Source organism: Streptomyces sp. CNB091 (genome assembly GCF_000377965.1).
On the sequence record NZ_KB898994.1, the window covers coordinates 286,542 to 298,931 of the forward strand.

12 protein-coding genes are annotated in these 12,390 nt (G+C 68.3%); 9 read left to right on the forward strand and 3 right to left on the reverse strand.

The genetic code is table 11. The features are described 5' to 3' along the window. Positions 1-23 precede the first annotated feature (23 nt). The 3 genes from gnd to dnaA form a co-directional block, all read right to left on the reverse strand. Positions 24-908, reverse strand: a complete 885-nt coding sequence (gene gnd / locus D581_RS0111200; RefSeq protein ID WP_018957318.1) for a phosphogluconate dehydrogenase (NAD(+)-dependent, decarboxylating) — start codon at positions 906-908, stop codon at positions 24-26. Positions 909-1,069: 161 nt separating this feature from the next. Next, positions 1,070-2,200 (reverse strand): DNA polymerase III subunit beta, encoded by a 1,131-nt coding sequence (gene dnaN, locus D581_RS0111205; RefSeq protein WP_018957319.1) that lies wholly within the window; start codon positions 2,198-2,200, stop codon positions 1,070-1,072. Between the two features lie 983 nt (positions 2,201-3,183). Then, positions 3,184-5,055: a chromosomal replication initiator protein DnaA gene (dnaA, locus tag D581_RS0111210; RefSeq protein ID WP_078625758.1), complete on the reverse strand. Its 1,872-nt coding sequence runs from the start codon at positions 5,053-5,055 to the stop codon at positions 3,184-3,186. A gap of 381 nt (positions 5,056-5,436) precedes the next feature. Here dnaA and rpmH point away from each other — a divergent pair, with 381 nt between their 5' ends. The 9 genes from rpmH (at position 5,437) to D581_RS0111250 (ending at position 12,374) form a co-directional block, all read left to right on the forward strand. After that, positions 5,437-5,574, forward strand: a complete 138-nt coding sequence (gene rpmH / locus D581_RS0111215; protein ID WP_003967884.1) for a 50S ribosomal protein L34 — start codon at positions 5,437-5,439, stop codon at positions 5,572-5,574. A 19-nt stretch (positions 5,575-5,593) separates the two neighbouring features. Next, positions 5,594-5,965: a ribonuclease P protein component gene (gene rnpA / locus D581_RS1000000139570; protein WP_007447378.1), complete on the forward strand. Its 372-nt coding sequence runs from the start codon at positions 5,594-5,596 to the stop codon at positions 5,963-5,965. Continuing rightward, on the forward strand, positions 5,962-6,321 hold the full coding sequence (yidD, locus tag D581_RS1000000139575) for a membrane protein insertion efficiency factor YidD (RefSeq protein ID WP_078625761.1): 360 nt from the start codon (positions 5,962-5,964) through the stop codon (positions 6,319-6,321). Before rnpA ends, yidD begins: the two co-directional genes overlap by 4 nt. A 3-nt stretch (positions 6,322-6,324) precedes the next feature. Continuing rightward, complete coding sequence (yidC, locus tag D581_RS0111225) at positions 6,325-7,602, forward strand: membrane protein insertase YidC (protein ID WP_018957322.1); 1,278 nt, start codon at positions 6,325-6,327, stop codon at positions 7,600-7,602. Positions 7,603-7,616: 14 nt separating this feature from the next. After that, a complete protein-coding gene (locus tag D581_RS0111230) occupies positions 7,617-8,132 on the forward strand; it encodes a R3H domain-containing nucleic acid-binding protein (RefSeq protein WP_018957323.1) in 516 nt (171 codons plus the stop codon). Positions 8,133-8,241: 109 nt separating this feature from the next. Next, positions 8,242-8,958, forward strand: coding sequence for a 16S rRNA (guanine(527)-N(7))-methyltransferase RsmG (gene rsmG / locus D581_RS0111235; RefSeq protein ID WP_026290411.1), 717 nt, complete (start codon positions 8,242-8,244; stop codon positions 8,956-8,958). A gap of 326 nt (positions 8,959-9,284) precedes the next feature. Then, positions 9,285-10,361: a ParA family protein gene (locus D581_RS0111240; RefSeq protein WP_078585112.1), complete on the forward strand. Its 1,077-nt coding sequence runs from the start codon at positions 9,285-9,287 to the stop codon at positions 10,359-10,361. Beyond that, positions 10,358-11,452, forward strand: coding sequence for a ParB/RepB/Spo0J family partition protein (locus tag D581_RS0111245; RefSeq protein ID WP_026290412.1), 1,095 nt, complete (start codon positions 10,358-10,360; stop codon positions 11,450-11,452). Before D581_RS0111240 ends, D581_RS0111245 begins: the two co-directional genes overlap by 4 nt. A 304-nt stretch (positions 11,453-11,756) precedes the next feature. After that, positions 11,757-12,374 carry a GNAT family N-acetyltransferase gene (locus D581_RS0111250; RefSeq protein WP_018957327.1) on the forward strand — a complete coding sequence of 206 codons (618 nt, stop codon included), beginning with the start codon at positions 11,757-11,759 and terminating at the stop codon, positions 12,372-12,374. Positions 12,375-12,390: the final 16 nt, after the last annotated feature.

Sequence of the window (12,390 nt, forward strand, 5' to 3'; positions counted from 1 at the left end):
CCGACGCGTCGCCGGCGGTCCGGTCAGTTCTCGGACTTGGACTCGACCGCGTGGCCGCCGAACTGGTTGCGCAGCGCGGCGATCATCTTCATCTGCGGCGAGTCGTCCTGGCGCGAGGCGAACCGCGCGAACAGCGACGCCGTGATCGCGGGCAGCGGCACCGCGTTGTCGATCGCGGCCTCCACCGTCCACCGGCCCTCGCCCGAGTCGGCGGCGAAGCCCCGGAGCTTCTCCAGGTGCTCGTCGTCGTCGAGCGCGTTGACCGCGAGGTCGAGCAGCCAGGAACGGATGACCGTGCCCTCCTGCCAGGAGCGGAAGACCTCGCGCACGTCGGTGACGGAGTCGACCTTCTCCAGCAGCTCCCAGCCCTCGGCGTAGGCCTGCATCATGGCGTACTCGATGCCGTTGTGGACCATCTTCGCGAAGTGGCCGGCGCCGACCTTGCCCGCGTGCACGGAGCCGAAGTCGCCCTCGGGCTTCAGCGCGTCGAGGATCGGCTGGACCTTCGCCACGTTCTCCTCGGTGCCGCCGTACATCAGGGCATAACCGTTCTTCAGGCCCCAGACGCCACCGGAGACGCCGCAGTCCACGAAGCCGATGTCCTTGAGGCCCAGCTCGGCGGCGTGCTTCTCGTCGTCGGTCCAGCGGGAGTTCCCCCCGTCGACGACGACGTCGCCGGGCGAGAGCAGCTCGGCCAGCTCGTCGATCGTGGACTGGGTCGCGGCACCGGCCGGGACCATGACCCAGACGACCCGCGGGCCCTTCAGCTTGCCCACAAGCTCTTCGAGACTGTGGACATCGGCGACATCCGGGTTGCGGTCGTAACCGATGACGGTGTGGCCTGCGCGGCGGATGCGCTCGCGCATGTTGCCGCCCATCTTGCCGAGGCCGACGAGACCGAGCTCCATCAGAGATTCCTTAAGCGTCGTGGCGATAAGCGTCGGGGCGTTTGCGCCCAGGACCGAGCCTACGCCCGGCGGGGGACAGCACGGCGGGCCCGCTCCGCGCCGAACGGGCCCGCCGGAAACTGCCGCGGATACGTCCCCCGATCAGCCGGGGGATGCCGGGATCAGCCGGAGAGGCGGACCGGCATGATCAGGTACTTGTACGCGTCGTCCGCCTCGGCGTCGACGGCCGGGCGGCCGCTGAGCAGGGCGGGCTTGGTGGACGTGGTGAACGAGAGCTGGGCGACCGGGGAGTCGATCGCGCTCAGACCGTCCAGCAGGAACGTCGGGTTGAAGGCGATCGAGATGTCGTCGCCCTCCAGCACCGAGTCGACGCGCTCCACAGCCTGTGCGTCGTCACTGGAACCGGCTTCCAGGATGAGGACACCCTGCTCGAAGCTGAGCCGTACGGGGGTGTTGCGCTCGGCGACCAGGGCCACACGCTTGACGGCCTCGACGAAGGGGGCTGTCTCGATCACGGCGACGGAGTTGAACTCGGTCGGGAAGAGCGTGCGGTACTTCGGAAGATCGCCTTCGAGGAGACGCGTGGTCGTCCGTCGTCCGGCGCCCTCGAAGCCGATCAGGCCCTCGCCCGCGCCGGAGCCGGAGAGCGCCAGGGTGACCGTGTCGCCGCTCGTGAGCGCCTTGGCGGTGTCCAGGAGGGTCTTGGCGGGCACCAGGGCGACCGCCGAGGCGTCGGCGTTCTCCGGCTTCCACAGGAACTCGCGGACCGCGAAGCGGTAGCGGTCGGTGGAGGCGAGGGTGACGGTGTCGCCCTCGATCTCGATCCGCACACCGGTGAGCACCGGCAGCGTGTCGTCGCGTCCGGCGGCGATGGCGACCTGGGCGGCGGCCGAGGCGAAGACCTCACCGGGGACGGTGCCCGTGGCCGTCGGCATCTGCGGCAGCGCGGGGTACTCCTCCACAGGCAGTGTGTGGAGGGTGAAGCGGGAGGAGCCGCAGACGACCGTGGCCCGCACACCGTCGGTGGAGATCTCCACCGGGCGGTTCGGCAGGGCGCGGCAGATGTCGGCGAGCAGCCGGCCGGAGACGAGCACCGTGCCGTCCTCGTCGACCTCCGCGTCCACGGAGACCCTGGCGGAGACCTCGTAGTCGAAGCTGGAGAAGCTGAGAGCTCCGTCCTCGGCCTTCAGCAGAAGGCCCGCGAGAACGGGCGCCGGCGGACGGGCCGGGAGGCTGCGGGCCACCCAGGCCACCGCCTCCGCGAGTACATCGCGCTCCACCCGGATCTTCACCGGAACCGCCTCCTGCTGTTGCTCGCTCGCCCTGCTGGCCTTCGTCGTCTGGACCGGAGCTCCCTGCCGAGGGCTGGGGAGGCTCCGGGGTCCAGTCTGACGTACGGCACCGACAGTCGTTGCTGCTCGGGGTCAAGTCGGGCCACGAGCTTCGCTGCGGTCGAGGGTCGAGTTGTCCACAGCACCCACTTCGAAGCTGATTCCTGGCTAACTCTGGGTGGTAGTAGTAGTAGGCCTTGTGGATACCGTGGATAACGTCGTTTGCGCAGGTCAGCGACTGTTTTTTGTCCACCGGTCCTGTGGGTGGCGCCCGTGGACAACCGGGGCTTTCTGTGGACGGGCGAAAGTTCTGCACACCCGATGCACAGGAGGGGGCCACTTCTCCCCAGGCCTGTCCCCAGCTTTACCCATGTTCCCCACAGCCCAACCGACCCCCTTGGTGTGACGCCTTTCACTCCGAGCGGTGAGAGCGGGTGTTGCGTTGCCGAACAGTGGACAGGGGTGTGGAGAAGCGGGAAGAAGCTGGGGACAACACGGCTCAGCCTGTGGGTTGCCGGTGGACAACTACGGCGACCCTCTGTGGACGAAAACTCTGTCCACAGGCTGTGGATGACGGTTGACCACAAATCCCCAGCCGGGTGACCTGGCCTGATGGAGTATCGGCAGTGGGCCCTGTGGACGCAATATGGACAACTTCCCAGTCCCCAGGCTGTGGACGGAAGATTTCTCCCACATCTGTGGAGAAGAGCCTCTGAGCAGCTCGTATTCGAACAGCGCGGGCCCGACGGAGCGCTCGACGAGGGCCTCGAACAGCGCGGTGGGCCGCTCCGGACGGCCCGGTGGAGGCTCCGGGCGGGTCGCTGCGGGGCCTCGGACGGGCCGCTGCGGGGCCCCGAGAACGCGAAAAGCGCCTGGCGCGGACCGTGGAGGTCCGCGCCAGGCGCCCCTGGGAAACGCTTCGGGTGAAGTCCCGGAAGCCCGCGTCAGCCGTTCTTGATGCGGTTGGTCAGCTCGGTGACCTGGTTGTAGATGGAGCGGCGCTCCGCCATCAGCGCCCGGATCTTCCGGTCCGCGTGCATCACCGTCGTATGGTCGCGCCCGCCGAACTGCGCACCGATCTTCGGCAGTGAGAGGTCGGTCAGCTCGCGGCACAGATACATGGCGATCTGGCGAGCCGTCACCAGGACCCGGCTGCGCGAGGATCCGCAGAGGTCGTCCACGGTGAGGCCGAAGTAGTCCGCGGTCGCCGCCATGATGGCCGGCGCGGTGATCTCCGGCGCCGATTCCTCGCCGCCCGGGATCAGGTCCTTCAGGACGATCTCGGTCAGCCCGAGGTCCACCGGCTGCCGGTTCAGCGAGGCGAAGGCGGTCACCCGGATCAGCGCGCCCTCCAGCTCACGGATGTTGCGCGAGATCCGCGAGGCGATGAACTCCAGGACCTCCGGCGGGGCGTTGAGCTGCTCCTGCACCGCCTTCTTCCGGAGGATCGCGATCCGGGTCTCCAGCTCGGGTGGCTGGACATCGGTCGTCAGACCCCACTCGAAGCGGTTGCGCAGCCGGTCCTCCAGCGTCACCAGCTGCTTGGGCGGCCGGTCCGAGGAGAGCACGATCTGCTTGTTCGCGTTGTGCAGCGTGTTGAAGGTGTGGAAGAACTCCTCCTGCGTCGACTCCTTGCTCGCCAGGAACTGGATGTCGTCGACCAGCAGGATGTCCACGTCGCGGTAGCGCTTGCGGAAGGTGTCGCCCTTGCCGTCGCGGATCGAGTTGATGAACTCGTTGGTGAACTCCTCCGAGCTCACGTACCGCACCCGGGTCCCCGGGTAGAGGCTCCGCGCGTAGTGCCCGATGGCGTGCAGCAGGTGGGTCTTGCCGAGCCCGGACTCCCCATAGATGAAGAGGGGGTTGTACGCCTTCGCCGGAGCCTCGGCGACGGCGACGGCCGCGGCGTGCGCGAACCGGTTGGACGCCCCGATGACGAAGGTGTCGAAGAGGTACTTCGGGTTCAGCCGGGCGTGCGGTTCGCCGGGGCCGGGCGCGGGGGCGGGCTGGGCGCCCATCGGACCGGGCACCGAACCGCCGGCCCGACCGGGGCCGTGGCCGCCCTGGCGAGAACCCGGCTGCTGCTGGTCCTGGCGGTCGGGGCGCTGCTGCTCGTACCCCTGGTGCTCGGGAGGCTGCGACCGGTAGTCGTGCTGTTGGGGGCGCCCGGTGCCGTACGGCTCGCGCCACTGCTCCGGGGGCTGCTCCCGGTACTGCTCGTTCTCGCGCTCGCGGTACGCCTCGCTCTCGCGGTACGGCTCGCCGGAGGGCTGCTCGCGGTCCTGGTACCCGCCGTGCCGCGGCTGCTGCCAGGAGAGGTCCTCCTGGGTACGCGGCCAGGCGCCGGGCTCCGGGCGCTGCTGCTGGTAGTCGGGGTAGGCGGGCCGGGCCGTCGGCATGCCGTCGTCGGAGGGCCGGTGGCCGTAACCGTCGTACGTGTCGCCCCGCGGACCGTCGTCGCGCGGCTGCGCCGGGTAGCGGCGGCCCTGCTGACTCTGGTGCGACTGGTGCATCGGGGGCGCCGGCGGGGAGGGCGGTTCGCCCGCGGAGTCGTCGACGGTGATCGCGATCCGGATGGGGCGGCCGCACTCACGGGTCAGCGTCTCGCTGATGAGCGGCGCGAGCCGGCCCTCCAGGACACGCTTGCCCCATTCGTTGGGGACGGCCAGCAGTGCGGTGTCGGCGACGAGTGCCAGGGGCTGGCAGCGCTCGATCCACTGCTTGTCCTTCGGCTCGATGCCCTGCTGACCCTCCCCGAGGAGTTGTTCCAGCACTCGCGGCCACACTGCGGCAAGATCGGCAGGTACGTCAGCCACAAGGCACGCTCTCTCGCATGTCCCACGAATGTGTGGTTCTCGGGACGGGATGGGTCGGGTCGGGTGAGGCCCGGCAGTCGGGAAGGAAAAGAACCGGAGTTCAGCCACGGTAGTCAGGCGGAGCCACGCGGTTCAAGTTGTTGTCCACAGGCTGTGCACAATGAGGGGTCGCGCGGAGCCGGTTTGACCGGATGGCGTAGCCGCGCGTACCGTGACCAGGTCGAGTTGTCGATGGCTGCTGCCGCCTGCCTCCGATGGGCAAAGATCACGATCTGTGATTGTGAAGCGGTGCACTAAGGCGTTTACGCGAGTTCCTCGTGGGCGCACGGTGACAGCCAGGCGATGTCCCGCCAACACACGAATCATTTCTGGAGCCCCCGAGTGAGCAAGCGCACCTTCCAGCCGAACAACCGTCGTCGCGCCAAGACCCATGGCTTCCGGCTGCGCATGCGTACCCGTGCCGGCCGTGCGATTCTCGCGAACCGCCGTGGCAAGGGCCGCAGCAGCCTGTCCGCCTGATCGCCAACAGGTCCATGACGTGCTGCCTACCGAGAATCGGCTGAGGCGGCGCGAGGACTTCGCGACCGCGGTACGACGAGGACGTCGAGCCGGACGTCCACTGCTCGTCGTCCATCTACGCAGCGGTGATACGGACCCGCACGTGACGGGGGAGACTGTTCCCCCGCCGCGTGCGGGTTTCGTTGTCAGCAAGGCCGTGGGGGGCGCGGTCGTCCGTACCGCGGTGAAGCGGAAGCTTCGCCACCTGGTCCGCGATCGGCTGGCTCAGCTGCCCCCCGGTAGCCTTGTTGTCGTACGGGCGCTGCCCGGTGCGGGCGACGCCGATCATGCACAGCTGGCCCGAGACCTGGACGCCGCCCTTCAGCGGCTGCTGGGAGGGGGCGCGCGATGAAGTACCCGCTGCTTGCTCTCATCAAGCTGTACCAGTGGACGATCAGTCCACTCCTCGGGCCTGTCTGCCGTTATTACCCGTCGTGTTCCCACTATGGATATACGTCGATCGACAGGCACGGTGCCATCAAGGGAACAGCGCTGACAGCCTGGCGCATCCTGCGGTGCAATCCGTGGTCACCCGGCGGTGTGGACCATGTTCCGCCACGCAGGCGTCCGCGGTGGCACGAGCTGCTGCGCAATGCCCTGCGCGGCGAAAAGGGCGGGGAGTCCGCCGCTGATGTGCCGTCCGGGGGGTCGGTCTCCGAACCTCCGAGCCCGGCCGCAGAGACCTCGCCCAATGCTCAAGGAGCCTGATTAGTGGACACGATTGCCAGTCTGTTCAGCTTTATCACCACACCCGTCTCATGGGTGATCGTTCAGTTCCACAAGGTCTACGGGGCGCTCTTCGGCGACGACTCCGGCTGGGCCTGGGGCCTGTCGATCGTGTCCCTGGTGGTGCTGATCCGGATCTGCCTGATCCCGCTCTTCGTGAAGCAGATCAAGTCGACCCGCAACATGCAGGTGCTCCAGCCGAAGATGAAGGCGATCCAGGAGCGCTACAAGAACGACAAGCAGCGTCAGTCCGAAGAGATGATGAAGCTGTACAAGGAGACGGGCACCAACCCGCTCTCCTCGTGCCTTCCCATCCTGGCGCAGTCCCCGTTCTTCTTCGCCCTGTATCACGTGCTGTCGTCCATCGCCTCGGGTAAGAAGATCGGGGCGATCAACCAGGACCTGCTGGACAGCGCGCGTCAGGCGCACATCTTCGGCGCCCCGCTCGCCGCGAAGTTCACGGACAGCGTCGAGAAGGTCACCTCGCTCGACGCTTCTCTGATGGACGTCCGGATCGTCACCGCGATCATGATCGTGCTGATGTCGGCCTCGCAGTTCTTCACGCAGCGCCAGCTGATGACGAAGAACGTCGACCTGACGGTGAAGACCCCGTACATGCAGCAGCAGAAGATGCTGATGTACATCTTCCCGGTCATCTTCGCCGTGATGGGCATCAACTTCCCCGTCGGTGTCCTCGTCTACTGGCTGACCACGAACGTCTGGACCATGGGTCAGCAGATGTACGTGATCAACCAGAACCCCACGCCGGGCAGCAAGGCGCAGGACGCCTACCTCCAGCGGGTCCTCAAGAGCGTGACCGCCCGGGAGCAGGTGCGCGGCCGCACCCGGCGCAACACCGTCAAGGCCATCGTCGCCAAGGGCCCCGACCGCAACGACATCGAGCGCAAGTTCATCACCGGCCTCGGCAAGCTGGGCTTCGCGGCCCAGGAGGACGGCACGGTGCAGAAGAGCGAGACCGCCGCCGTCGACGCCGAGAGCAGCCAGGCGCCCAAGCGGCAGCAGCCCAAGCGCCAGACCAAGGCGAAGCGCCAGACGGCCGGTGCCACGGCCGGTGCCACGGCCGGTGGAGCCAAGGACTCGGAGTCCGCGGACGCCGGCTCCAAGACCTCGCTCGAGAAGCAGGACGCACCGCAGGACGACAAGCCGAAGTCGGCGGGCAAGCCTGCCTCCGGCTCCTCACGCCAAGCCAAATCCGGACAGCGCAAGGGCCCCCAGCGGCCCAAGCACCCGTCCAAGAAGTAAGAAGGAGTCCATCCGTGACGGAAGGCACCACCTCCACGGTCGCCGCCGAGGCCGGCAGCGACACCCTGACCCGCCTGGAACAGGAGGGCGAGATCGCGGCCGACTATCTTGAGGGTCTGCTCGACATCGCCGACCTCGACGGCGACATCGACATGGATGTCGAGGCGGACCGGGCCGCGGTGTCGATCATCAGCGAATCGGCGCGCGACCTCCAGAAGCTCGTGGGCCGCGACGGTGAGGTCCTGGAGGCGCTCCAGGAGCTGACGCGGCTGGCCGTCCACCGGGAGACGGGTGACCGCAGCCGTCTGATGCTGGACATCGGTGGTTTTCGGGCCAAGAAGCGCGAGATCCTCGCGGCGCTGGGTGCCAAGGCCGCGGACGAGGTCAAGAGCTCGGGCGAGCCGGTGAAGCTGGACCCGATGACGCCGTTCGAGCGCAAGGTCGTGCACGACGCGATCGCCGCAGCCGGTCTCCGGAGCGAGTCGGAGGGCGAGGAGCCGCAGCGCTTCGTCGTCGTTCTCCCGGCCTGACCGGATCCTTGTCCTGTCGGCCCCGTCTGTTCGCAGGCGGGGCCGATCTTTGTCAGCCTGATAGTCAGCCACCTACAGTGCGCTAGTGCGGTACGGAAGGACGGTCCCCGTGACGGAGGCAGCAGAGCTCCCCCAGGCACCTGCGGAGGCGCAGGCGGTGTTCGGAGAGTTCTTTCCGGAGGCTGTCCGGTACGGGGAGCTCCTGGCGGACGCCGGGGTCAAGCGAGGCCTGATCGGGCCGCGTGAGGTCCCCCGGCTGTGGGAGCGGCACCTGCTGAACTGTGCGGTGCTCTCCGAGGTCGTGCCCAAAGGCGTCACCGTCTGCGATGTGGGCTCCGGTGCGGGGCTGCCCGGCATCCCGCTGGCTCTGGTGCGCCCCGACCTCAAGATCACGTTGCTGGAGCCGCTGCTGCGGCGGACCAACTTCCTCCAGGAAGTCGTCGAACTGCTCGGCCTGGACCATGTGACGGTCGTGCGCGGCCGGGCCGAGGAGGTCCTCGGGACGCTCCAGCCCGTTCACGTGGTGACCGCCCGTGCGGTGGCGCCGCTGGACCGGCTGGCGGGCTGGGGTGTGCCCCTGCTGAAGCCTTACGGAGAGATGCTCGCGCTCAAGGGTGACACCGCCGAGGAGGAGCTCAACGGTGCCAGGGCCGCGCTCAGCAAGCTCGGTGTCCTGGAGACCGAGGTGCTCCAGGTCGGTGAGGGTTTGGTCGACCCGCTCTCCACCGTGGTCCGTGTCGTGGTGGGAGAGAGCCCGGGCGGTGTGAGGTTCGCCGCAAAGAGGGCCAAGGCCGCTCGGACGGAACGGACGCGCAGGCGTCGCTGAGGGACGCCGCAGGACGTTGGCGCCGCCCGGTCGGGAGCTCTGCCCGGTTGGACGGTATGCGGTTTCTGTTGGTTCTCGCACCACTTAGCAGTGGTTCTGCCGGAAAGTAGCGATGCGTACCCGTGCGGAGTGTCGTGGCCTGGTAGTTGCTCCGCAGGGGCATCGTGTTTCACGTGAAACGTCGCTCTCTGTTGCAGGGAATCATCGGCCGTGGTCGTGCGGCTGCCACGCCGCGCGACCGCAAGCCCGGACGGGTTGCCGAGTTGTCCACACGCACGGTTTCATCCACAGAACAGCGGGCCTCGCTGGTTCACGACCCCGAAAGCATGGCAGGCTCTGTTCATTGCGAGCCTGAAGTCGAGGAGAGTGAATCCTTGCGGTCCGACGCCAACATCGCGGGACCGATGACCGACCCGGTCCCCGGTCCCCGAACCGAGTCCGTGGGTGAGGGTGTTTCACGTGAAACACCGCCGCCGATGGACGACACACCCATCGGCCGAGCCGCTCAGCTGGCGGTCGAGGCCCTCGGCCGCGCCGGCGAAGGGCTGCCCCGTCCTGACCGCACCCGCGTCATGGTGGTGGCCAACCAGAAGGGCGGGGTCGGGAAGACGACCACCACGGTCAACCTTGCCGCTTCCCTGGCCCTGCACGGTGCACGCGTTCTGGTGGTCGACCTCGACCCGCAGGGCAACGCCTCCACGGCTCTGGGCATCGATCACCACGCCGATGTTCCCTCGATCTACGACGTCCTGGTGGAGAGCCGCCCGCTCTCCGAGGTGGTCCAGCCCGTGCCGGACGTAGAGGGTCTCTTCTGTGCCCCCGCGACCATCGATCTCGCCGGTGCGGAGATCGAGCTGGTCTCCCTGGTGGCACGGGAGAGCCGGCTCCAGCGGGCCATCCAGGCGTATGAGCAGCCGCTGGACTACATCCTCATCGACTGCCCGCCCTCACTGGGTCTGTTGACGGTGAACGCGCTGGTGGCCGGGGCCGAGGTGCTGATCCCCATCCAGTGCGAGTACTACGCGCTGGAAGGCCTGGGGCAGCTCCTGCGGAACGTCGACCTGGTGCGAGGCCATCTCAACCCGGACCTGCACGTCTCGACGATCCTGTTGACGATGTACGACGGCCGGACGAGGCTCGCCTCGCAGGTCGCCGAGGAGGTTCGTACCCACTTCGGCAAGGAAGTGCTGCGGACGAGCATCCCGCGTTCGGTGCGTATCTCGGAGGCGCCGAGCTACGGGCAGACCGTGCTGACCTACGATCCGGGCTCCAGCGGTTCGCTCTCGTATCTTGAAGCCGCCCGGGAGATCGCCCTGCGGGGCGTCGGGGTGCACTACGAGGCTCAGCACGCCCACACGAGCAGTCAGAACAGCCAGCAGAACGTTTCGGAGGGCATTCAGTGAGTGAGCGTCGTAGAGGACTGGGGCGTGGGCTCGGTGCGCTGATCCCCGCCGCTCCCCAGGAGAAGCAGGTGTCAGCGCCCGGGGGCGGCGCGGCGTCGTCCGGCGCGGGTCCCGTTCTGACGGCGGAGCGTGGGGTGGCCGCTGCGAAGGTGACCGCGCTGCCCTCCGTCCCGGTGGTGCCGGAGCCCGCATCCACTCCGGAGGGCCGATCCGAGCAGGAAGCCGGCACGTCCGGTGCGTACTTCGCCGAGCTGCCGATCGGGACGATCACGCCGAACCCCCGCCAGCCTCGTGAGGTCTTCGACGAGGACGCGCTGGCCGAGCTGGTCGTCTCCATCAAGGAAGTCGGCCTTCTCCAGCCGGTCGTGGTCCGGAAGGCGGGCCCGGACAGCTACGAGCTCATCATGGGTGAGCGTCGGTGGAGGGCCTGCCGTGAAGCGGGCCTGGAGCGGATTCCCACCATCGTCCGCGCCACGGACGACGAGAAGCTGCTGTTGGACGCGCTCCTGGAGAACCTCCACCGGGCTCAGCTGAACCCGCTGGAGGAGGCCGCCGCGTACGACCAGCTGCTCAAGGACTTCAAGTGCACCCATGACCAGCTGGCCGACCGGATCGGCCGTTCGCGTCCGCAGGTGACGAACACGCTGCGGCTTCTGCGGCTTTCGCCACCGGTGCAGCGCCGGGTCGCCGCGGGCGTGCTTTCGGCCGGCCATGCCCGCGCGCTGCTGTCCGTGGACGACTCCGAGGAGCAGGACCGGCTGGCCCACCGCATCGTGGCCGAGGGGCTTTCGGTGCGTGCGGTCGAGGAGATCGTGACGCTCATGGGCTCTAGCCCGACGAGCGCTGTGAAGCCCAAGGGGCCGAGGGCAGGCGGCCGCCTGTCCCCCGCTCTGACCGACCTGGCGACCCGCCTGTCCGATCGCTTCGAGACCCGGGTGAAGGTCGACCTGGGGCAGAAGAAGGGCAAGATCGTCGTCGAGTTCGCCTCGATGGAGGACCTGGACCGGATCCTCGGCAGTCTCGCCCCGGGCGAGGGCCGGGTGCTGGAGCGTCGGCTCGCCGAGACGTCCGATGAGGGCGACGAGGGCTGAGCAGCGGGACCCGAGGAAGGGCGGGCCGTGAGCCGGGTACCTACCGGAACCCGGCCCGCCCTTCGCGCTCTCCCGGTATCCGCATCACCCCAGGGTGGATACGATGCGTTCTGGGACGGCGCGTCCACGGCGATCGACCTCAGAGGAGGGCGGAGGCCTTGCGAAGAGTGAGCCGCAGTCGGCTCGTCACGGTCGGGCTGGGCCTGGGCGCCGTCGGGGGATTCGTCGGCAGTCTGTTCCATGAACGGAGCACACTGGCAGTCGCACGGGGTGCGGCGGGCGAAGGAAGGGAGGCGTCGCTGTCATGGGGCGTCGGCTCGTACCACTCACCCTGGACAACCTCCCGGACCTCCCCGGGCGTTGCCGCTCATGCGTCTTCTGGGAGCTTGACCCGGTCAGTGGGGAAGCCGCGGTAAAGGCGGGCAAGCCGGAGCTGGAGAAGGAGGCCTGGATCTCCGCAGTCCTCCTGGAGTGGGGGTCCTGCGGCCGGGTGGTCTATGTGGATGACGTACCGGCGGGCTTCGTGCTCTACGCCCCGCCCGCGTACGTTCCCCGTTCGACGGCGTTCCCGACCAGCCCGGTCTCTCCCGATGCCGTTCAGCTCATCACTGGGCTGATCATTCCCGAGTACCAGGGTCAGGGGCTGGGCCGTGTCATGGTGCAGACGGTGGCGAAGGACGTTCTGCGCCGGGGCTTCAAGGCGATCGAGGCGTTCGGCGACGCGCGGTCCGAGCAGTCCCCCTGCGTACTCCCCGCGGACCATCTGCTGGCCGTCGGCTTCAAGACCGTACGCCCGCATCCCGTGTACCCACGGCTGAGGCTGGATCTGCGGACGACGCTCTCCTGGAAGGAAGACGTGGAGATGGCGCTCGACCGGCTCCTGGGGGCTGTTCAGAAGGAACCGGCGCTGCGGCCGTTGTGAGGCCGGGCCGTCGCTG